The 20,624-nt window shown below is 38.0% G+C and carries 23 protein-coding genes; 20 read left to right on the forward strand and 3 right to left on the reverse strand.

What is annotated here, in order from left to right; all coding sequences use genetic code 11:
* Nucleotides 1-127: 127 nt before the first annotated feature.
* Nucleotides 128-328: a cold-shock protein gene (locus tag L866_RS0102415; RefSeq protein ID WP_025728813.1), complete on the forward strand. Its 201-nt coding sequence runs from the start codon at nt 128-130 to the stop codon at nt 326-328.
* Nucleotides 329-439: 111 nt separating this feature from the next.
* On the opposite strand, the gene gloA is transcribed toward L866_RS0102415, so the two are convergent.
* Nucleotides 440-832, reverse strand: a complete 393-nt coding sequence (gloA, locus tag L866_RS0102420; RefSeq protein WP_025728815.1) for a lactoylglutathione lyase — start codon at nt 830-832, stop codon at nt 440-442.
* A gap of 169 nt (nt 833-1,001) precedes the next feature.
* Between gloA and L866_RS0102425 the strand changes: the two genes are divergently transcribed.
* The 18 genes from L866_RS0102425 to L866_RS0102510 all read left to right on the forward strand — a co-directional run bounded on the left by L866_RS0102425 (nt 1,002) and on the right by L866_RS0102510 (nt 17,828).
* Complete coding sequence (locus tag L866_RS0102425; protein WP_025728816.1) at nt 1,002-1,751, forward strand: DeoR/GlpR family DNA-binding transcription regulator; 750 nt, start codon at nt 1,002-1,004, stop codon at nt 1,749-1,751.
* Nucleotides 1,748-2,668, forward strand: a complete 921-nt coding sequence (gene pfkB, locus L866_RS0102430) for a 1-phosphofructokinase (RefSeq protein ID WP_245578424.1) — start codon at nt 1,748-1,750, stop codon at nt 2,666-2,668. Before L866_RS0102425 ends, pfkB begins: the two co-directional genes overlap by 4 nt.
* A gap of 22 nt (nt 2,669-2,690) precedes the next feature.
* Complete coding sequence (locus L866_RS0102435) at nt 2,691-4,643, forward strand: PTS fructose transporter subunit IIABC (protein ID WP_025728819.1); 1,953 nt, start codon at nt 2,691-2,693, stop codon at nt 4,641-4,643.
* Between the two features lie 442 nt (nt 4,644-5,085).
* Nucleotides 5,086-5,583 carry a sigma-70 family RNA polymerase sigma factor gene (locus L866_RS0102440; RefSeq protein ID WP_025728821.1) on the forward strand — a complete coding sequence of 166 codons (498 nt, stop codon included), beginning with the start codon at nt 5,086-5,088 and terminating at the stop codon, nt 5,581-5,583.
* A gap of 71 nt (nt 5,584-5,654) precedes the next feature.
* On the forward strand, nt 5,655-5,867 hold the full coding sequence (locus L866_RS0102445) for a DUF1659 domain-containing protein (protein WP_025728823.1): 213 nt from the start codon (nt 5,655-5,657) through the stop codon (nt 5,865-5,867).
* 55 nt (nt 5,868-5,922) lie between these two features.
* Nucleotides 5,923-6,141 carry a DUF2922 domain-containing protein gene (locus L866_RS0102450; protein WP_025728825.1) on the forward strand — a complete coding sequence of 73 codons (219 nt, stop codon included), beginning with the start codon at nt 5,923-5,925 and terminating at the stop codon, nt 6,139-6,141.
* A gap of 82 nt (nt 6,142-6,223) precedes the next feature.
* The gene (locus L866_RS09010) at nt 6,224-7,039 is read left to right on the forward strand and encodes an SH3 domain-containing protein (protein WP_025728827.1); all 816 of its coding nucleotides are present in this window, start codon (nt 6,224-6,226) and stop codon (nt 7,037-7,039) included.
* A 187-nt stretch (nt 7,040-7,226) separates the two neighbouring features.
* Nucleotides 7,227-8,639 carry an oxaloacetate decarboxylase subunit alpha gene (locus L866_RS0102460; protein WP_025728829.1) on the forward strand — a complete coding sequence of 471 codons (1,413 nt, stop codon included), beginning with the start codon at nt 7,227-7,229 and terminating at the stop codon, nt 8,637-8,639.
* On the forward strand, nt 8,640-8,921 hold the full coding sequence (locus tag L866_RS0102465) for an OadG family protein (RefSeq protein WP_025728831.1): 282 nt from the start codon (nt 8,640-8,642) through the stop codon (nt 8,919-8,921).
* A 51-nt stretch (nt 8,922-8,972) separates the two neighbouring features.
* Complete coding sequence (locus L866_RS0102470) at nt 8,973-9,317, forward strand: biotin/lipoyl-containing protein (RefSeq protein WP_025728833.1); 345 nt, start codon at nt 8,973-8,975, stop codon at nt 9,315-9,317.
* A 10-nt stretch (nt 9,318-9,327) separates the two neighbouring features.
* The gene (locus L866_RS0102475; RefSeq protein ID WP_025728835.1) at nt 9,328-10,458 is read left to right on the forward strand and encodes a sodium ion-translocating decarboxylase subunit beta; all 1,131 of its coding nucleotides are present in this window, start codon (nt 9,328-9,330) and stop codon (nt 10,456-10,458) included.
* Between the two features lie 208 nt (nt 10,459-10,666).
* Nucleotides 10,667-11,074 carry an arsenate reductase ArsC gene (locus tag L866_RS0102480; protein WP_156919500.1) on the forward strand — a complete coding sequence of 136 codons (408 nt, stop codon included), beginning with the start codon at nt 10,667-10,669 and terminating at the stop codon, nt 11,072-11,074.
* Between the two features lie 52 nt (nt 11,075-11,126).
* The gene (locus tag L866_RS0102485; protein ID WP_211236676.1) at nt 11,127-11,681 is read left to right on the forward strand and encodes a Gx transporter family protein; all 555 of its coding nucleotides are present in this window, start codon (nt 11,127-11,129) and stop codon (nt 11,679-11,681) included.
* Between the two features lie 247 nt (nt 11,682-11,928).
* Nucleotides 11,929-13,782 carry an FAD-dependent oxidoreductase gene (locus L866_RS0102490; RefSeq protein WP_025728839.1) on the forward strand — a complete coding sequence of 618 codons (1,854 nt, stop codon included), beginning with the start codon at nt 11,929-11,931 and terminating at the stop codon, nt 13,780-13,782.
* Nucleotides 13,783-13,944: 162 nt separating this feature from the next.
* Nucleotides 13,945-14,913 (forward strand): polyprenyl synthetase family protein, encoded by a 969-nt coding sequence (locus L866_RS08435; RefSeq protein ID WP_025728840.1) that lies wholly within the window; start codon nt 13,945-13,947, stop codon nt 14,911-14,913.
* 137 nt (nt 14,914-15,050) lie between these two features.
* Entirely contained in the window at nt 15,051-15,602 is a 552-nt protein-coding gene (locus tag L866_RS0102500) for an FMN-binding protein (protein WP_035446007.1), read from the forward strand.
* Nucleotides 15,603-15,754: 152 nt separating this feature from the next.
* Nucleotides 15,755-16,843 (forward strand): FAD:protein FMN transferase, encoded by a 1,089-nt coding sequence (locus L866_RS0102505; RefSeq protein ID WP_025728842.1) that lies wholly within the window; start codon nt 15,755-15,757, stop codon nt 16,841-16,843.
* Entirely contained in the window at nt 16,797-17,828 is a 1,032-nt protein-coding gene (locus L866_RS0102510; protein WP_245578425.1) for a 1,4-dihydroxy-2-naphthoate polyprenyltransferase, read from the forward strand. The genes L866_RS0102505 and L866_RS0102510 overlap by 47 nt, the downstream gene beginning before the upstream one ends.
* 338 nt (nt 17,829-18,166) lie before the next feature.
* On the opposite strand, the gene L866_RS0102515 is transcribed toward L866_RS0102510, so the two are convergent.
* Together L866_RS0102515 and L866_RS0102520 are read right to left on the reverse strand one after the other, a co-directional pair.
* Nucleotides 18,167-18,601 (reverse strand): NusG domain II-containing protein, encoded by a 435-nt coding sequence (locus L866_RS0102515; RefSeq protein WP_025728846.1) that lies wholly within the window; start codon nt 18,599-18,601, stop codon nt 18,167-18,169.
* Nucleotides 18,602-18,619: 18 nt separating this feature from the next.
* A complete protein-coding gene (locus L866_RS0102520; protein WP_025728847.1) occupies nt 18,620-19,102 on the reverse strand; it encodes a nucleoside 2-deoxyribosyltransferase in 483 nt (160 codons plus the stop codon).
* A 319-nt stretch (nt 19,103-19,421) separates the two neighbouring features.
* Between L866_RS0102520 and L866_RS0102525 the strand changes: the two genes are divergently transcribed.
* On the forward strand, nt 19,422-20,591 hold the full coding sequence (locus tag L866_RS0102525) for an ABC transporter substrate-binding protein (protein WP_025728849.1): 1,170 nt from the start codon (nt 19,422-19,424) through the stop codon (nt 20,589-20,591).
* Nucleotides 20,592-20,624 lie beyond the last annotated feature (33 nt).

The following is a 20,624-nucleotide window of genomic DNA, read 5'->3' on the forward strand; positions in this document are numbered from 1 at the left end:
ATGTTATACTAACATAGTAATCAATATTGTGAAGTAACAAGAGAAACATAAAACATTCCTCTGGTATTACAATCAACGTTTATTGCAACAAATCGTGTCCTAGATGGCACAACAGGAGGAATTATATATGAATAAAGGTACAGTGAAATGGTTCAACGCAGACAAAGGTTTTGGTTTTATTACTGGTGAAGACGGCAACGATTTATTCGCTCACTTCTCAGCAATCCAAGGCGACGGTTTCAAATCATTAGATGAAGGCCAAGGCGTAACGTATGACATTGAAGAAGGTCAACGTGGCTTACAAGCAGTTAATATTTATAAAGACTAATTTAAAAATATGACAAACCACTCTTAGGAGTGGTTTTTTTGTTTATTACTATGTTAAATAAGACTGCAAAAATAAAAACGAGCCATTTCTGGATCGTTTCGAGTCATTAAATTAAGCTTCCAAATATTTAGGACGCATTACTTCAATTTTATATCCATCAGGATCTTTAACGAAGTAGTAACTTGGTTTTGTTCCTGGAAGTCCTTTTAATTCAGTGACGTCAAAGCCAGCTGCCACATGTTCTGCGTGACGCGCTTCCAAATCGTCCACTTGAATGGCAATATGACCGTATCCGTCACCGATTTCGTATGGACCGTGATCATAGTTATAAGTTAATTCTAATTCGATTTTTTCACCAGGTAAGGATAGATATACAAGAGTGAATTTGTGTTCCGGAAAATCTTTGCGACGACTTTCTTCATATTGAAAAGCCTCATGATAGAATTTTAATGATGCTTCTAAGTCTTGAACACGAATACACGTGTGTAGAAATTTATCTGTCATCTGTAGTTCCTCCTATATTTTGAATGTGTTACTATTATAACAAAAACAAAATGAAAGACCTAGTCAGACACAAATCGGTCAATTTTTTTAAAAAAGTGAACGTTTTTGATCGAATGTGATTGAAACATTCATAATAAAAGGTTATAATCATGTCATGAGGTGAGAACAAATGTTAACAGAAGAACGACACGAACGTATTTTGAATTGTTTGGTAACGGATCAAATGGTTAAGTTAATCGATTTAGTTGAAGCTTTAGATGTATCGGAATCGACGATTCGACGTGACTTAACGCAATTAGAAGAACAAGGCAAACTCGTTCGTGTCCATGGAGGGGCGAGAATTACATATCAATTAAGTAAAGAAATAGCATTATCAGAAAAAGAACAAGCACATCATGAAGATAAAAAGGCAATCGCACAATTAGCCTGTACGTTAGTAAGTGATCATGATGTCATTTATTTAGATGCAGGAACTTCAACACAACAAATGATTCCTTATTTAGCCGGTCGTTCTGTTCACGTCGTTACTAATGGCGTTCAGCATGCACAGCAACTGACGCAGTTGGGCATTGAAACGACATTGATTGGGGGACATGTTAGAGCCTCGACTTTAGCTGTTGTAGGAATAGCGGCGCAAGAACAAATGCGACGTTATCGCTTTGATCGTGTCTTTCTTGGAATGAATGGGGTTGATCCTTTTTACGGATGGACAACACCTAATGAAGAAGAAGGAGCAATTAAACGATTTGCATTGCATCAAGGTGATGCACGTTATGTGTTGGTCGATCCGAGTAAATTTGGACAAGTTAGTTTTTGCCAAGTGGCGCCATTATCGGATGCAGTCATTTTGACAACGAAGCTAACGAATGATCAACGGGAATTGTACGGGAAATCAACAACCATAAAGGAGGTTGAATGATGATCTATACGGTGACATTAAATCCAGCAGTAGATGTCGTCTTACAAGTTGAACAGTTTGAACCTGGAACGTTGAATCGTACGAAAAAAGATGACTATGTTGCAGGTGGTAAGGGGATTAATGCCTCCATTATTTTGCAACGGCTAGGGCATACAAATGTAGCAACCGGTTTTTTAGGTGGTTTTACAGGAGCGTTAATCGAATCCGTTTTAGTTTCTGAAGGAGTAATGACAAACTTTATTCCGATTGATGGTACAACTCGAATTAACGTGAAGTTGAAAGCGACTGAAGAGACGGAGATTAATGCTTTAGGACCTACTATTTCAAGTGAATCCTTTGAACAGTTAATCGCTTATTTGACGAATCAATTAGTTGCGTCAGATTATGTCTTTTTAGCCGGCAACAATGCACCAGGGTTAACTGCTGAACATTACGTGCAAATCGCACAAGTATGTCAAAAGGTAGGGGCACATCTTGTATTGGATACGAACCAAAAGTTACTAGTAGCTTGTTTACCGTATCAACCATTCATCATCAAACCGAATCACCATGAATTAGGTGAAATATTCAATGTTACATTAACAAATGAATCAGATATTTTACGTTATGCGAAAGAATTGCAACAAATGGGTGCACGTCACGTCCTTGTTTCACGAGGAGGCGACGGGGCGCTTCTACTAACGGAAGATGGACGTGTTTATCATTCGAATGTACCGGATGGAGAAGTCGTAAATTCTGTTGGGGCAGGGGATTCGATGTTAGCTGGATTTGTTTCAGCTTATATGGAAACATCTGATCCACTTTATAGCTTAAAACGAGGTGCGGCAACAGGTAGTGCTACAGCGTATTCTGTGGGTATTGCGACACGCGAAAAAATTGAAGCGTTACTACCAATGATTCAAGTCGAAGAAAGATAATAGTAAAAAGGGGAAGGTTGATATGAAATTAACAGATTTACTCGTGTATCGCGCGATGGATTTGGATCTACAAACAACGAGCAAAGTAGCGACGTTGCAATACTTAGCGGAACAATTTAAACAAGTTGGCGGTATTGAAGATACAGCGCGCTTTGTTCAAGCGTTAGAAGCACGTGAAGCGCAATCAACAACTGGTGTTGGTGAAGGGATTGCGATTCCTCATGCACAAGATGCTTCAATTAAACAGGCAGCCATTATTTTTGGACGATCACAAGCAGGGATTGAATGGGATTCATTTGATCAACAGCCGGCGGAATTAATTTTTATGATTGCAGCACCAGTAGGAGGCGGCGAACATTTAGAAGCGTTGGCACGTTTATCGCAAGTGTTGATGCAACCACAAGCGAAACAAGCGTTGCGTCAAGCACAAACACCGGATGAAGTCATGGCGGTTTTTGAATCGCATGAAACGGAACGTGAAACATCTGTATCAGTAAAAGATGCCGAAGAGACAACGGATCACGTCCCTTATTTATTAGCCGTTACAGCATGTCCAACGGGTATTGCGCATACGTACATGGCAGAAGAAAAATTAAAACAAACTGCTCATGAACGAGGCTTTGAAATAAAAGTAGAAACCAATGGACAAACGGGTGTAGGCAATCGTTTAACGCGTGAAGATATTAAGCGTGCTGATGGAATTATTGTTGCAGCAGATAAACAAGTAGAGATGGCTCGTTTCGATGGCAAACCTGTCATTGTCACAAAAGTAGCGGACGGCATTAATAAACCAGGTGAGTTGATCGATCGAGCGTTAAGTCAATCAGCGCCAATTTATCATGCGAAAGCTGGTGAACAATTAATGGACGATTTAAGTGGAAATGAATCATTAGGGCGTCAATTTTATAAGTATTTGATGAATGGCGTGTCACACATGTTACCATTCGTCGTTGCTGGTGGTTTGTTAATCGCTTTGTCATTCTTCTGGGGAATTAACTCGTTTAATCCAGAAAGTCCAGAATATAACCAATTCGCACAAGTGTTAATGACACTAGGGAAATTATCATTTGCGATGATGTTACCAATTTTAGCTGGATTTATCGGCCAGTCGATTGCTGATCGTCCAGGGCTAGTGATTGGTTTAATGGGTGGGATTTTTGCGAATCCTGGTGTTATTTCTGATTTTAGTGCAACAGGTGTTTTTGAAAACACTGTACCAAGTGGCTTTTTAGGCGCTTTAATCGCTGGTTTCTTAGCGGGAGGTATTGTTTGGGTCTTAAAACGAGCATTTAGCTGGTTGCCAAAATCATTAGAAGGTATGAAGCCAATCTTTATTTTTCCTGTCTTTGGGGTTGCCTTGATGGGAGTGTTGATGTTATTCGTCATCAACGGTCCAATGGGTGCGGTGATGAACGGCTTAATGAGTTTCATCCAATCTATTCCACCTGAATGGAGTATCGTATTGGGCTTTGTTGTAGCCGCCATGATGTCAATTGATATGGGTGGTCCAATTAATAAAGCCGCTTATGTAACAGCTACTGCATTAGTCGCTTCTTCCAATGGAGCAGGATCGAATGTAATGGCAGCTGTCATGGTTGGTGGAATGGTTCCGCCATTAGCAATTGCTATGTCAGCATTTATGAATAAAAACTTATGGCCAGAAGCACAACGTAATAGTGCGTACGTTAACACTATTATGGGTGCGGCATTTATAACAGAAGGAGCGATCCCTTTTGCAGCATCTGCACCATTACAAGTGATTCCTGCCCTAGCGTTTTCAGCAGGCGTATCTGGTGCGTTAAGTATGGCGTTTGGTGTCGTAAGTAAAGTGCCTCACGGTGGTATTTTTGCCGTTATGGCCAATGGGGTAACCCATCCGTTCATGTATTTATTAGCTTGGTTCATTGGTGGAGTATTGGGTGGTATTTTATTAAATATTACATTACGTCACAAAAACTTGAATGAACGAATTTAAAAAGATGATCCTTGTTTAAGAATTTATAACAACATATAACAACTTATAAAATATATAACAACTTATAACAACTGTACAACATGAATAACCATTTAATAAAAGCAGCAATTCGAAAGAGTTGTTGCTTTTTTTGTGCAAAAAATTTAAATGCACCCTAATATTTAAAAATAGCGTATACGCAAAAAAAGAACAATTGGATTTTTATGCATTAGCTTGTCAATTTTGTGCGTGATATAAGACATTTTTTTAGAGATACCAACTCATTTGTTGTTCATAAGTGAAATAGAAGAAAACGCATGTAGAAATACATATGTTTTTAATTGCGTTTGTTATTTTGACGTTTAAGAGTGAAAATTGCTTGTAGTGTAGCAATATAAACCGAGCTATTTTAAAGGTGCAAGTGCTTGACAACTTGCTTTGATCAAAGCTGAAGGACTATCTTATGAAAACAGTTCAAATAGATGCTACGATGTTAGTTAACGAAATGGCCGGAGCAGTTTATAGTGTATTAAAGGAATTACAAGTGAATCCAAAGACGGCTGATTATGAAGATTATGTTCAAAATGGCTTCATCTTATTGCTAACGATAGGAGAAGAATTTAAAGGGGATCCGTTAGGTGATGAACGCTATCAATTTGTTGCTTATTTTAAACGACGCTTTAGATGGCATTTGCTTGATTTGTTTCGATTGCACGATCGTCAACGCTGGTTAATGGATGATCCGTCTAGTATGGAGGGTGAAGGAGCAGTCGATTGTTACGAACAAAGTTTTGTCGATGAGTGTCTTGAACGGTTACCAAGTGAGTTACACGAATTATTTTTGCGCTTGTATTGGGATCAGCCAACTAAAACAGTCTTAGCAAAAGAATTTGGTATATCGAGAAAGACATTGTATCAACGTATTTATGCCATACGCTCTGCTTTAGAAGATTTGAGGTAACACTTTGAATGACTGAAACGTATGTATTAGTGTCAACCGGTTAGACAACCACAATAAAAGGAGGACGTCACATGAAACGTTTATTTAAGAAGGGCACTTTACGCATGGAGTTTATCGGAGAAGAAGGAAAGAAACAGCGTCTGACGTTACAACACGTTATTGATGAGGTAACAGAAGATCAAGCGCTTCAATTAGCTAAGCAGTTAGATACACTCGTGAAATATCCATTAGATCAAGTATTTAGTGTGGAAGAAGTCGAATTTGTCGATACGGAATTAAGTTAATCCGTCAATAATCAAATAAAAGTAACAACCTGATTTAATAAAAGGAGGCTATTCAATGAAAACAAATGAATTACAATTACAATTTAAAAATGAAGTAGGGAAGGCCACACAAATCGTGATTCGTTTCCCGAAACCTGACTTAACAGAAGAAGAAGTACAGCCGGTTATGCAAGCGATTGTGGACGCGGCAATCTATAAACGTGATGGCGAATTAATGTATGCACAAGTAGTCGGCGCACGTTACGTTGAACGTGAAGTTAAATCAGTCTTTTAAAAAACAAAGCGACCAAGCCAGGTAGATTCACGTCTACTTGGCTTTTTTTCAAATACTAAATGAAAAAAGGGAGGAACTAGTGATGAATTTTGTGCGAGCAATGAAAGAATTAGGCATTACGGTGATTGATCGAAGAAACATTGCACCATTTTCAAATCCGAAACGTTCGGTGAATCAAGTGACCCATCTAGGTATTCATCATACGGGGGTATCCGTCGATCAACCGTCCGAGCGGCTGGAACATTATTGGCGGACCGCTCATGGTTGGGGAACAGGAGGATACCACGTCTATATTCGGCGAACCAGTCAAGTGGAATGGAATTATCAACCTGACCAAATTACAAATGGTGTGGGCAACCACAATCATTATGTATTTCATATTAGTGTGGCGGGAAATGGATCGTTTACTTCAAGGCAAAATGAAGTATTAGTGGCGGTCATTCAATATTGGTGTCGTAATTTGAATATTCCACCGCATCGCGTTTTAGGGCATCGAGAGTTTCGTGGACATGAATCTAATAGTTGTCCGGGCCGCGATATGCAGGCATTAAGACGACTCATTCAAACGGCAGGGCAAAATCATTCAGAGCAATCCATCACTCATATAACTGAATCTTCTCGACAACAACAAGCAGTGAATCAAGTGAAGCAATATGAAGAACGTGGTACGTTTTATCCATCGACTACGATTAATATTCGTTCAGCACCTAGTGTAACAAGTGATATCGTCGGACAGTACGTTCGTGGCGAGCATGTTCATTATGATCGCGTGCAAGTGGATCCGATTGACGGGTATGTCTGGATTAGTTGGATTGGAGCAAGTGGCAAAAGACGATGGATGGTAATTCGTGAACGCAAAAATGGACAGACACAGCCAATGTGGGGATATATTCAATAAAGTTAGAGAAATCAAGAAAGTGATGAAAGAATCTTTTCATCACTTTCTTTTTGTTTGTGTTAAAGTAAACAAAGTACACCCAAAAAACATATTCATTGAACATTTCATAGTAAAGTCGTGTTATGATAAATGAAACATGATAGAATAAGAGTGTTGAAAACGCTTTACAAAAGGGAGAGGAGTTCGTATGCAAAGAAAAGTAGGAATTACAGAAACAGTGTTGCGTGATGCGCATCAAAGTTTGATGGCGACACGGATGCCGTTTGAAGATATGGCACCTATTTTACCTTTAATGGATCAAGCGGGTTATGCATCGCTTGAGTGTTGGGGTGGTGCGACGTTTGATGCATGTATTCGTTTTTTAAACGAAAATCCATGGGAGCGGCTGCGCGAAATGAAGAAATTAGCGCCGAATACGCCGTTTCAAATGCTTCTTCGTGGACAAAACTTATTAGGGTATCGTCACTATGCAGATGATGTAGTTGAACGCTTTGTTCAATTATCTGCAGAAAATGGGATTGATATTTTCCGTATTTTTGACGCGCTAAATGATGTGCGTAACTTAGAAACAGCGCTACGTGCCGTTAAGAAAACAGGAAAAGAAGCACAATTAACTATTTGTTATACCATTAGTGAAGCGCACACGTTAGAATATTACGAAGCGTTAGCGAAAGAAATGGTAGACATGGGAGCAGACTCAATCTGCGTGAAAGATATGGCCGGTATTTTGACGCCAACACGTGGAGCTGAATTGGTGAGTCGTTTACGTCAAGCCATTGATGTGCCTATTATTGTGCATACACACGCGACAAGTGGTGTCGCTTATATGACTTACTTAAAAGTTGTTGAAGCAGGGGCTAACCGTGTGGATTGCGCGATTTCACCAATGAGTGAAGGAACTAGTCAACCAGCGACAGAATCGATGGTTATTGCTTTAAATGAAGCAGGTTATGATTGTGGTGTGGATGTCCGCATTTTAGAACAAATTGCTGATTACTTCCGTCCATTAAAAGAGAAATATATTGAAGAAGGATTACTTGATCCGAAAATGTTATCACCTGATCCACGTGCCATCATTTATCAAGTGCCAGGCGGTATGTTATCCAACATGTATTCTCAATTAAAACAAGCTGGTGCAACGAACCGATACGAAGAAGTATTGAAAGAAGTACCACTTGTGCGTGAAGATTTAGGCTTCCCACCACTTGTTACACCATTGAGTCAAATGGTTGGAACACAAGCTGCCATGAACGTGTTAAGTGGCCAACGTTACAAAATGGTTCCGAATGAAGTGAAAGGTTACTTACGTGGAGAATACGGTAAATCACCAGTTCCAGTTGACGAAGAGTTCCGTCGTTCTATTATTCATGATGATGTCGTTATTCATGATCGCCCAGCAAATCATATTGAACCAGAATTTGAATCACTGACACAAGAAATTGGTGAATTAGCTGAAAATGATGAAGATGTCTTAATCTACGCATTGTTTGCACAAGTAGGAAAAGACTATTTAACGAAACGTCGGAATCCAGTTGTAGAAGAACAAGCAACATTGTCTGATGAAGTAGTGCGCGTATATGCACAGATGGGAGGGAAATAGATGAATCCAATTGCTGATGCATTTCAATTATTAATTGTTGCGATGTTGATGGTGTTCATCGTCTTAGTCGGTTTAATGTTTATGATGGAAACTTTCAAAAAGTTTGCCACTATGGAGAAACCGGCACCCGCACCAACACCAGTTGCACAACCGACTAGTCAACCAACAACAGAAGCAGATGACGAGTATCGTCGCGTTGCAGCGCTTGTCGCATTAGCGGTAGCGAGTGAAGAGATGAGTGACCGTCATTTTGTCGTTGAATCCATCGAACGCTTAAGTTAATCACAAAAAAATAAGATAAATGAAAAATATTTGAAAAGAGAGGGAAATCGAATGAAAAAGTATGAAGTAAATGTGGATGGTAAAGTTTATCAAGTCACACTAAAAGAAGTAGACGCATTTGAACAAGCACCAGCAGCGCCAACTCCAGCAGCAACGCCAGCACCGGCACCAGCTTCATCAGGTAGTGGTGTGACTGTTAATGCACCAATGGCAGGAAACGTATTAAATGTTTTAGTAACTGCTGGACAACAAGTAAAACAAGGCGACACATTAGTCTTATTAGAAGCAATGAAAATGGAAAATGAAATTATTGCGCCGCAAGATGGAGTTGTATCAGCTGTTCACGTAGCAAAAGGACAAACGGTTGAATCTAACGAATTATTAGTGACATTATAGGAGGGGTAATATGTTTGAAACCATTCAACAAATGATTCAAACAAGTGGGTTGATGAACTTAACACTTAATAATGTCATTATGATCGTCTTATCGCTTGGATTCTTATATTTAGGAATTAAAAAGCAATATGAACCATACTTAATGGTACCGATCGCATTCGGTATGTTATTAGTCAACTTACCACTTGCTGGATTAATGAATCATGCATCTGATGGCAACCCAGGGGGCTTGCTCTATTACTTATATTTAGGAACGAACTTAGGAATTTATCCACCATTAATTTTCTTATGTTTGGGTGCATCAACTGACTTTGGTCCGTTAATTGCTAATCCAAAGACGATTTTACTAGGTGGTGCTGCACAGTTTGGTATCTTCGCCGCATATTTCCTAGCTATTTTATTAGGAATGGCACCAAATGAAGCAGCTTCCGTTGGGATTATCGGTGGAGCAGATGGTCCAACAGCAATCTTTACAACGACTCGTCTAGCACCACACTTGTTATCAGCGATTGCATTAGCGGCTTATTCATATATGGCACTTGTTCCAATTATTCAACCGCCAATCATTCGTGCATTAACTACTGAAAAAGAACGTCAAGTCGTGATGACACAGCAACGGGCCGTGTCTCAAAAGGAAAAAATTATTTTCCCGATTGCTACTGTTATTTTTGTTAGTTTAATTGTACCGAGCGCAACGACTTTAATTGGGTGTTTAATGTTAGGAAACTTAATTCGTGAAATTAAAATTGTCCCTAAATTAACTGAAACACTTCAAAACTCATTAATGTATATTGTTACGATTTTACTAGGATTAACAGTTGGTGCGAAAGCAGACGGTGACTTATTCTTATCACCAACTACTTTAAAAATTATTATTTTAGGGTTATTAGCATTCTCTGTTGGAACAGCTTCAGGTGTTCTAATGGGTAAATTAATGTATAAATTAACAAAAGGTAAAGTTAATCCAATGATTGGAGCGGCCGGTGTTTCTGCTGTACCAATGGCAGCACGTGTTGTTCAAAAAGAAGGACAAAAATATAATCCTTCTAACTATTTATTAATGCACGCAATGGGACCAAACGTTGCGGGTGTAATCGGATCAGCTGTTGCAGCTGGTGTGTTATTAGCCTTCTTTGGTTAATTAAAATATAGCTTAAAAGAAAAGGTCATTTAAGAAGTGTGATTCGTCATTTCTTAAAGGCCTTTTTTTATGCAACAATTATGCTGATTAATTGCCGTAACTATAAACTGGCGTGGCATTTGAATTATTGACTTAAACCCTATAAAATGAGTATCTACCCTTTATTCGACAGATAAGTGGAAGAAGTGATTGTTCAGAGGAGGACATTATGAAGAAGAAAGTAGCCTTTGTTTGTGTACATAATTCATGTCGCAGTCAAATAGCTGAAGCATTAGCAAAAAAATACGGATCAGACGTACTAGAAGTGTATTCAGCGGGAACGGCGTTAAAGCCACAAATTAATCAAGATGCGGTGCGTTTAATGAAAGAGTTGCATCAAATCGATATGGAAGAAACGCAATCATCTAAACTGATGACGGATATTCCGGCCGTTGAACAAGTTGTAACAATGGGTTGCAACGTGACTTGTCCGACTTTACCTTACGTGTATGAAATGGAAGATTGGGGATTAGATGATCCTACAGGTCAACCGGATGAAGTATTTATTGAAACGATTCAAACGATTGAACAAAAAGTAAAATATTTAATTGAACAAGTGAAACAAGCGCAACGTTAGTGAAAGATATTAAAACGATGTAAAAAACGAATAATCAGAAAGGAGAGGTGTAATGGTTTCAAGACAACGAATCATCATGTATATAGCGCTTTTAGCAGCATACGGCATTGTGATTGGGTTACTCGAACAGATGATTCCGATTGTTATTAGTTTTGCACCCGGATCCAAATTAGGATTAGCTAACTTAGTCACCATTATCGCGCTCTTTACTTTAGATGTTCGTGACAGTCTGAAAGTCGTCTGGTTACGCTTGTTAGTCGGGACATTACTCGGTGGGACGCTTTCTACCTTTTTGTATAGTTTTGCGGGGGCGTTTTTAAGTTATTTTGCGATGTTACTAGCGAAACAACTAGGACCACGTTGGATCAGTGTGATTGGTGTCTCGACTTTAGGTGGCTTCATGCACAATTTCGGGCAATTAGTAGTTGCCAGTTTAATTGCACGTAGCTTTACCGTCTTACTTTATTTACCGGTGTTATCAGTGACCGGCTTAGTGAGTGGTATATTGGTTGGTGTCTGTGGCAATTATTTATTAGCGCGTATTCCTAAATTACGTATTATGCATCAATCGATGGTACAGCGCCAGAAAAAAGACAGTTGGACTTAAAATAAATGATATAAAACATGTACGTGAGCTAAATAGACATCATGTGCATGTTTTTTATTTTTCCATTTCACAAGTCTATCTTTGGAAGTTTGAGGTAAACTTTGTTATAATGACTATGATTTTCATTTGCTTATTGTTTTTTTTATACGTTAACAAGTGCAGAATTGAACAAACTTATTATTTTATGCAACACATCATGCTATTATTTCTGAGTAAATGAAGTCAGCAAAATAGAAGGAGAGATATAATGACAAAAGAAATCGTAATTGTCGGCGCTGGTTTCAGTGGAATTGCAGCGGCGCGAAAATTGTCAAAAGAATTCAAGAAAGACCAATCAGTTAATATTACATTAATTGATAAAAAATCATACCACACTTATATGACCGAGTTACACGAAGTAGCAGGTGGACGTGTAGATCGTCATGCCATTAAATATGATTTACAACGTATTTTTGCGCGTTTAAAAAACATTAACTTAGTGACCGATGAAGTTGTTAATGTGGACCGTGAGAAAAAACAAGTTGTCGCAAAAAATGGAACATTTAACTATGACTATTTAATTTTAGGTATGGGTGGCGAGCCTAACGACTTTGGCGTACCAGGTGTAACGACAGAAGGTTTTACTTTATGGTCTATTGAAGATGCTGAAGCAATTCATGATCACGTTTTAAGAATGTGTCAAGAAGCACAAAACGAACATGATGCAGATCGTCGTCGTGCGTTATTAACATTTGTGGTTTGTGGGGCCGGATTCACTGGTGTAGAAATGATTGGTGAATTATATGAATGGACAGAAACATTAGCACGTGAATACAAATTAGATTTAAACGAGTTTTCTGTTATTCTTGTAGAAGCTGCACCTCAAATCTTAAACATGGTGACTGAAAAAGAACGCGAAAAAGCGATGAAATACATGCATAAAGTAGGTATTCAAACAATCATCGGAAACGGTATTACAGAAGTTACAAAAGACCATGTAGTATTAGGTGATGGTGCTATCTTACCAACTTACACATGTATTTGGACAGCAGGGGTTCGCGCAACTTCTGATGCGGCGCACTTAGGTTTAGAAAAAGCACGTGCCAATCGTTTAGTAGCTAATGAGTATTTACAAGCAAAAGGCGAAGAAGATGTTTACGTTATTGGGGACTTAGTTTATTACGAAGAACAAGATAAAGGCGGCAGCCCAACACCTCAAATCGTTCAAGCAGCGGAACAAACAGGTGAAACAGCGGCACATAACATCATTGCTTCAATTAAGGGAACAGAAAAAGAAGCTTATAAAGGAAAATATGATGGATTCATGGTATCGATTGGCTCACGCTATGGTGTTGCTTACTTAATGAATAAATATCATCTATCAGGTTTCATCACAATGTTTATGAAACATATGGTGAACTTGTTGTACTTCTTCACGATTCGTTCAGGCTATTATATGGTTAAATATGTCCAACATGAGTTCTTTGAAATTAAAGAAAAACGGAATATCTTCCGCGGTCATTTAGCTTCACATGGTAACCGTCTATGGTTAATTCCACTTCGTTTATACTACGGATCAATGTGGTTGTTCGAAGGATTGAAGAAAATGTTCGGTTGGTTTGGAACGACATCATGGTTTGGTAAAGATGTTATGATGCCATTCGAATGGTTACAAGATCCAACAAGTGGTGCATCTGAAGCGGTTCAAGAAGCGGGTAAACCAATCTTTGGTTTAAGTTATGCTTACGGTGAAGAACCAATGATGGTATTCAGTAAAATGCCAAAATGGTTTGAAGCTATTATGAAAGTGATGATGCCTCACCAAGATATGGCGCTATTCATGCAAAAATTCATGACATTAGTTGAAATTGGTATTGGTTTATGTTTAATCGTTGGTCTATTCGTATGGTTAACATCAGCTGCTACAGTTGGATTTGTTGTAATGTTTAGTTTATCAGGTATGTTCTATTGGGCAAACGTTTGGTTTGTACCAGTTGCCATCGCATTAATGGCTGGCGCAGGACGTACATTTGGTCTAGACTACTACGTGATGCCATGGATTGGCAAACGTCTCAGTCAGTGGTGGTATGGTAAAACCAATCATATTTATCCAACTAAATAATTGATTTCATAAATAACAATCGATTCATTATGAGTTAATAATTGAATCGACCGAGACCTATTTCAATCGGGGGATTGAATAGGTCTCATTTTGTATCAAACGATAAAAAAATACCGAATGAGGCGAGTAGATGAGCTCGCTTAAAGGAGAAAGGAGATTACGATGACGGATAAAATATTTGAAAACTTTGAAGAGCTGGATTCCTTTCGTTTAACCGTTCAACAAACTTTACTCCATGAAATTCATCTGCCTATTCCAGATATGGAAAATAAAATAAAAGAGTATGTGAATAGCTCAGGAAAATATTTACGAGCTAGTTATTGTTATTTATTTTCAAAAATGGCCGATCGAACAGAATCGTCCATTATTTACACAGCTTGTGCGCTTGAAACATTTCATCTGGCTACTTTAATTCATGATGATGTTATTGATCAATCCGATACACGTCGTCATGTACCTGCTATGCATGTGACCCATTCGAATCGGGTAGCAATTTATAGCGGTGATTATTTATTTGGTTTAATGTTTAAACTGTTGCATCAAACAGACGTTGCTTGGGATAAAAGTCCTTATCGCATACCGCAACCTAACAAAATTTTAACGAGTGAGTTACGTCAATTGGATAATCAATTTAACGTTAAAATGACCATTCGTGATTATTTGCATCAGATTAAAGGGAAAACCGCACGGCTCTTTGGTGCAGCTTGTTTCGCTGGACGGTATGACGAGCAAGCGTCTAGACGAACGTTACGGCTAGCTTTTCAATATGGTGAATTAATTGGTATGGTCTTTCAATTGGTGGATGATTTAATGGACTATCAATCGACTGCTTCAGCCATGGGAAAAGCAGCTGGACAAGATGTTCAAAATGGAATTTTTACAGCGCCATTACTGTTCGCCATTGAAAATGATCCCGCTCTTAAAGATTGGCTTAAGGATAGACGCACCTTTTCAGCAGGTGATTTAACGCATCTATCAGAAGCGATTGAACGGGCTGGGGGATTTGACGCTACTCGTCGCTTAATTGATTTATATCAAAAAAGAGCAGATGTGCTATTAAATAAATTAGGGCCTAATGTCCCTGAAGATATCCGACGTTTGAGCGCAGTCATTTGTCAACGTAATTATTAATAAAATATTTGTTGCATACTTTACAATTGTGAAAAAAAGGGTATGGTTTGGAAATAATCAATGAATTTGTTATAATGAATTTATTGTAACCGTTATATTTTTATATAACGTAAAACATATATTAGGAGGATGTCACTATGACAATTCAATCAAAATTAATTAAAAGTTCATTATTACTATCATCTGTTTTTGTATTAGCAGCATGTGGTAGCTCTAACGATGATAAAAAAGAAGATACAGCAGCTAAAACAGAACAAGTAGAAAAAGATATGGACAAAAAAGTTGACGAAAACATGGAAATGGATAAAGACATGGACATGTCAGATGAGCCATTACAAGATGGTATGTACAAATTAGAAACTGATCTTGACGAACATGGTTGGATGGTAGACTTCACAATGGAAGTAAAAGACGGTAAAATCGTTGCTTCAAACTATGACTACAAAAATGAAAAAGGCGAGTTAAAATCAGAAGACGAAGAGTACAATAAGTCAATGAAAGAAAAAACAGGTACATCAGTTAAAGAAGCAATGGAAAAATTAAACGCTGAATTAGTTGAAAAACAAAATCCAATGGAAGTTGAAGTAGTTTCAGGTGCGACTCATACATCTGAATCATTCAAAGACTATGCAATGCAACTAATTAAAGCAGCTCAAGAAGGTAAGACAGACACTATTAAAGCAAAATAATTTTAAGCATGAGCGCTTAGAATTAGATATGTAGTTGAAACGAACCCCAAAATCTGGTGAACCGGATGGCGGGGTTTTTTCAATTCGATCTTGTCTCTTTTTTTATTCACTCGGTTTATATATAATATACGTAATACAACGGAGGTGAACGAATGAATAAAATATTCAAATATAAAAGTAGATGGTTCCTTTGTTTGTTAAGTCTGATGATTTTTATCGGTTGTACGAATCAGTCGACACAAACGAAAGAATTAGCGGTGTCAAAAACACCATTGACTGAAACAGAGACCTATTTAGATACAGTCGTTCAGTTAAAGATTTATCATGATGGACAAGAAAAAGTGATGGAAGAAGCGTTTGACTTAGTAAGGCATTTTGATGATATTTGGTCACCCAATGGAACTAAAAGTGAAGTGAAACAAATTAATCAAGCGGCAGGAGATCATCCGGTTAAAGTTTCAAAAGATACGATTGACGTCTTATTAGACGGACAACCGTATGAAGAAAAAAGCCAAGGCTACTTCGACTTAACGGTGGATCCAATCGTTCGTTTATGGCAAATTGGGACGGATCAAGCACGTGTACCAGAAGAATCAGAAATTAAAGCAGCCTTACCTTTAATTGATTATCAACAAATTGAAATTAAGCCAGATGAGCAAACGGTTTATTTACCTCAAAAGGGAATGGGTGTTCAAATCGGTTCGATTGCGAAAGGGTATATTGCCGATCGATTAAAAGAATTGTTTGAATCGAAAGGTATTACAACAGCTATTATCAACTTAGGTGGTAACGTGGTAGTGATGGGACAATCGCCAAGCCGAGAAGATGGGTGGAATGTTGGTGTTCAAGATCCTGACGAAACACGTGGAGAAGTCGTTGGGAGTGTAATTATTAAAGACAGTTCGATTGTAACGAGTGGTATTTATGAACGTTTTTTTGAACAAGACGGAAAAATGTACCATCATATTTTAAATCCAAAAACAGGTTACCCAGTCGATAATGATATTTCGGGTGTGAGTGTCTTTACGAAAGAATCAGTAGATGGCGACGCACTTTCAACGACGTTATTCGCTTTAGGAGTGAAAGACGGACTCGCTTTAATCGAATCACTAGATGAAGTAGAAGCAGTCTTTGTTTTAAAAGATCATCGCGTGATAACAAGCTCAGGATTAGAAGGGAGGTTTCAATTAACCAATGATCAATACAAGATGGAAACAATTAATGCATATCGTGGGAATTAGTGATTACGGTGAGACACCCACTCAAGCAGTGAGTTATCAGCCGATGACTTTGCCGGTTTTTTTAGAATTAGTTGAAATCAAAACAAAATTAGCGAGTCTTTTTCCATTTATTATTGGGGTGTTGTTTAGTTATTTAACTTATCATACGTTGAATGGATTGAATTTATTTATTTTCTTCTTAGCGATGTTAATGTTTGATATGGCAACAACAGCGATTAATAATACGATGGATTATCATAAAGCACTTGATATGACGTATAAGTACGAAGAAAATGTGATTGGGCGTGCGCATCTAAATCCTCGAATAGCTCATCAAATTATTTTTGGATTAATTGGTGTGTCAGTCATTTTTTCATTAATTTTAGTTTATCGGACGGACTTTTTACTATTAGTTCTTGGTGGACTCTGTTATATTGTTGGGATTTTCTATACGTTTGGGCCGCTGCCTTTATCACGTATGCCTTTAGGCGAAATTTTTTCAGGAGTCACGATGGGGTTCGGTATTTTCTTTTTAGCAGTATATATGTCTTATTATCCAGAGTTATTAACGTCACAATTTGATTGGGAACGCGGAAGTGTAACGGTCTTTTTCGCTTTTTTACCAACGTTACGTATTTTTTGGCATAGTATTCCGTTAGTCGCACAAATTTCTAACATTATGTTAGCAAATAATTTATCGGATGTGGATACGGATATTCGGAATGAGCGGTTTACGTTAGTTTATTATATAGGTGTTCCGCAGGCTAAAATGTTATATTGGTTTTTAGCAAGTATTCCGTGGTTCTATTTAACGGTAGAGATATTAGTAGGATATTATCCGATTTTTGCTTTATTGATGTATTTCCTTCTTCCAATATACTTTAAGAAGGTGAGAAAGTTGACGGCTTATCCGAGTAAGTCGGAAACGTTTATTGAGACGATTAAAACGTTTGTGCTCTTTAATGTAGCATGGATTGTGTTATTGGTTTTATCGATTTTCTTTTAAATGATTAAATGAGCGTAGTCTAGTTTTAGGCTATGCTTTTTTTGTTGGGAAAAAGGGTATTCAGAGTCGCCACCTATGCGAAGTGAAAAGGGAGTGGAAGATAAGTATAAATAGGTGGACGCTTTCCGCGGGCAAGGCTTCAACTCTTAGTGTTCACAGAAGGTTCACCCTAAGGATTTTCAGCACTTGCTTATCCCGCAGGAGTCGCCACCTATGTGAAGTGAAAAGGGAGTGGGAGATAAGTATAAATAGGTGGACGTTTAGCATTTGAAAACACAACAAAAAAGGATGCCTCCTTATAATGAAAAGAGGGCATCCTTTTTATTGATGGGTATCTTTTAAAGTGGTGTAATCAATTCGTCTGCTTCTGCTTCTGCTTGGCCTTCGATAATTAAAATAAGGTCATGTGGTAAGCAGAGAGCTACTTGGCCGGGGCGATCAATCCAACCAGTTTTCACCGCGATTTGATGGGGGGAATTATCTTCTTTGACACGAGCACGGTTGCCGTCGATTTGAATGGTATTCCATTGACTTTTACTTGGATGATACGTTTTTTCGATATGTAAGTCTTCTTCTAATGAGAATCGATCAACAATTTCACCGCGTATTTTGACAATGGCGATCCGTTCTGTTCCTTCAGGCATTTGTGCATGTTGATACGCAAAAATGACGTGTGGAACAAAAGACAAGGCGATAATTAACCCAATAACTACGTAGTCAAAAGGTCTTAACAATTGGCGCATGCGTTGATATGCCGTTTTGAATCGAGTCATTTATTCCACTCCTTGTGTTTAATGTGAAGGTAAATATTGTTGGATTTCTGCAATTAGGTCAGAACTGCTTGATAAAATTTTTCCATTTTTCTTGATTAGTCCCGCTGTATATAAGTTAACATAAGGGAATTGTGATTCTGCTACCTCTTGTAATGCATCAAGCTTTTGTTGGTTCGTTGCCCCGTTTTGACGCACATCGGTAAATAATCCTAAAATCGGAATTCCTGCTTGGAAAGCCACGCCAATCTCACTCGCAACACCTGCATCAATCGTAATTCCGTCTAGCACAGCAATTACTAACTGTGAAGCGAGTAGTTCGTCGGTATCATATTGTGCAATTTGTTGACTATTCGCGAATGAATTCTTGTCATTAATGGCGACTGCTTCCTGTGGTAAGTAAACAGCTACTTCTGGGTAAGTTGCACGAATTTTTTCGACAACTGTTGCGTTGTAAAGTTGTTCAGATTCTGAAAAAAGCGGTGCAGCAAAATAAATCTTCATTCATTTTCCTCCTTGAGTATTAATCATTTTGAACTTAGTATACCGAATTCATTCTTTATTTTCTAATGTTTTGTTAGCGTATCAAAAAGAGAAGAGAAAGAAATCTTGCGTTAAAGAGTATTCATCGATACTTATGAGTCATCTTTGAAAATGAAAGTCGTCTTGACAAAATGAGAAAACTATTATAAAATAATGAGCATACAAATAAGAAAGGATGATAAATGATGAGAATTTTTAATAAAAGAAGTATTCAATTAAATGTTATTCCGTCATTCGAGTTACTTTCTTATTATTACTACATGAGATACAGTTTGTAAAAATGTTTTCAAAACATGGATACAAACGAATTGAATCGGTTTGTATCTATGTGGTTGATATGATGAATTCTGTTTGCCTTGTAGATCAATTCAATAAAGGCGAACGCACCAATCAAACCATTGATAGTGACGCCTATTTTTTAATAGGTGTCTTTTTTTATAACCGAAATGAAAGGATGAATGATATGTTGAAACAATATATACAATTGATGACAAAAATGTTTGTCATAGTAGGGGGGCTCATTTTAATTATATTGGCTGGCCACTATGTATCCAATCAAAAGCGTTCAACCGAGACGACCGGTTACCGTATAGGAATTGCTAAATTTATGGATCATGCTTCACTCAATGCTGCAGTAGAGGGATTTGAGCAAGCATTATCCGATAATGGACTGGTAGATGGTGACACGATTCAAATTGATTACAAAAGTTCTGAAGGAGATCAAGCTAACTTACAAAGTATTGGTCAGCAATTTAAAGGTCGGCAAGATTTAATTTTTGCTATTGCAACACCTGCAGCACAAGCGATGGCGATGAATGAAAAAGAAACACCTATTTTATTTACAGCGGTGACTGATCCAGTTTCGTCTCAATTAATTCAAGATGAAAAGCATCCAGAGGCAAATATAACTGGGACAAAAGATGCGATTCCTGTTGAACGTAGTGTCAATACTTTATTACAAGTGAAACCGACTTTAAAGACGATTGGATTTATTTACAACGGAGGAGAGCAAAACTCCATCCAACAATTGAACGAACTATTATCAGTGGCTAAGCAAAAAGGAATTCAAGTGAAAGCAATGAGTGTGAGTTCAACGAATGACGTGCAACAAGCTACTATTAATTTAGCGCGACAAGTCGATGGCATGTATTTACCGACAGATAATACGATTACATCATCAATCGCAACGATTGGACCAATCTTAACACGGTATCAATTGCCAACTGTCGGCGCAGATTATGCGATGTTTGATTATGTATTAGCGACGTATGGTGTAGATTACTATCAATTAGGGTATCAAACGGGAGAAATGGCGGTTCAACTTTATCAAGGTAAAGCAACGATTCAAGATTTACCAGTTGAAGCCCCCGCAACTTTTGATTTACATATTAATCAATCGATTGCGAATCAATTGAATATTCCAACAGAAGTGACGGATCAACTCAAATAATAACGACGCATGATAAGACAAAATAAATGAAAA

This window comes from Atopobacter phocae ATCC BAA-285 (genome assembly GCF_000526675.1).
In the GTDB taxonomy this organism is placed as follows: Bacteria; Bacillota; Bacilli; order Lactobacillales; family Aerococcaceae; genus Atopobacter; species Atopobacter phocae.

Excerpts from the sequence above, each read along its gene's own strand:
- L866_RS0102510 (WP_245578425.1), top strand. The coding sequence starts at position 16,797 with ATGATCAATACAAGATGGAAACAATTAATGCATATCGTGGGAATTAGT.
- L866_RS0102515 (WP_025728846.1), bottom strand. The coding sequence starts at position 18,601 with ATGACTCGATTCAAAACGGCATATCAACGCATGCGCCAATTGTTAAGA.
- L866_RS08435 (WP_025728840.1), top strand. The coding sequence starts at position 13,945 with ATGACGGATAAAATATTTGAAAACTTTGAAGAGCTGGATTCCTTTCGT.
- L866_RS0102415 (WP_025728813.1), top strand. The coding sequence starts at position 128 with ATGAATAAAGGTACAGTGAAATGGTTCAACGCAGACAAAGGTTTTGGT.
- gloA (WP_025728815.1), bottom strand. The coding sequence starts at position 832 with ATGACAGATAAATTTCTACACACGTGTATTCGTGTTCAAGACTTAGAA.
- L866_RS0102425 (WP_025728816.1), top strand. The coding sequence starts at position 1,002 with ATGTTAACAGAAGAACGACACGAACGTATTTTGAATTGTTTGGTAACG.
- L866_RS0102500 (WP_035446007.1), top strand. The coding sequence starts at position 15,051 with ATGACAATTCAATCAAAATTAATTAAAAGTTCATTATTACTATCATCT.
- L866_RS0102520 (WP_025728847.1), bottom strand. The coding sequence starts at position 19,102 with ATGAAGATTTATTTTGCTGCACCGCTTTTTTCAGAATCTGAACAACTT.
- L866_RS0102445 (WP_025728823.1), top strand. The coding sequence starts at position 5,655 with ATGAAACGTTTATTTAAGAAGGGCACTTTACGCATGGAGTTTATCGGA.
- L866_RS09010 (WP_025728827.1), top strand. The coding sequence starts at position 6,224 with ATGAATTTTGTGCGAGCAATGAAAGAATTAGGCATTACGGTGATTGAT.
- pfkB (WP_245578424.1), top strand. The coding sequence starts at position 1,748 with ATGATGATCTATACGGTGACATTAAATCCAGCAGTAGATGTCGTCTTA.
- L866_RS0102480 (WP_156919500.1), top strand. The coding sequence starts at position 10,667 with ATGAAGAAGAAAGTAGCCTTTGTTTGTGTACATAATTCATGTCGCAGT.
- L866_RS0102450 (WP_025728825.1), top strand. The coding sequence starts at position 5,923 with ATGAAAACAAATGAATTACAATTACAATTTAAAAATGAAGTAGGGAAG.
- L866_RS0102435 (WP_025728819.1), top strand. The coding sequence starts at position 2,691 with ATGAAATTAACAGATTTACTCGTGTATCGCGCGATGGATTTGGATCTA.
- L866_RS0102460 (WP_025728829.1), top strand. The coding sequence starts at position 7,227 with ATGCAAAGAAAAGTAGGAATTACAGAAACAGTGTTGCGTGATGCGCAT.
- L866_RS0102475 (WP_025728835.1), top strand. The coding sequence starts at position 9,328 with ATGTTTGAAACCATTCAACAAATGATTCAAACAAGTGGGTTGATGAAC.
- L866_RS0102440 (WP_025728821.1), top strand. The coding sequence starts at position 5,086 with ATGAAAACAGTTCAAATAGATGCTACGATGTTAGTTAACGAAATGGCC.
- L866_RS0102485 (WP_211236676.1), top strand. The coding sequence starts at position 11,127 with ATGGTTTCAAGACAACGAATCATCATGTATATAGCGCTTTTAGCAGCA.
- L866_RS0102470 (WP_025728833.1), top strand. The coding sequence starts at position 8,973 with ATGAAAAAGTATGAAGTAAATGTGGATGGTAAAGTTTATCAAGTCACA.
- L866_RS0102505 (WP_025728842.1), top strand. The coding sequence starts at position 15,755 with ATGAATAAAATATTCAAATATAAAAGTAGATGGTTCCTTTGTTTGTTA.
- L866_RS0102490 (WP_025728839.1), top strand. The coding sequence starts at position 11,929 with ATGACAAAAGAAATCGTAATTGTCGGCGCTGGTTTCAGTGGAATTGCA.
- L866_RS0102525 (WP_025728849.1), top strand. The coding sequence starts at position 19,422 with ATGTTTTCAAAACATGGATACAAACGAATTGAATCGGTTTGTATCTAT.
- L866_RS0102465 (WP_025728831.1), top strand. The coding sequence starts at position 8,640 with ATGAATCCAATTGCTGATGCATTTCAATTATTAATTGTTGCGATGTTG.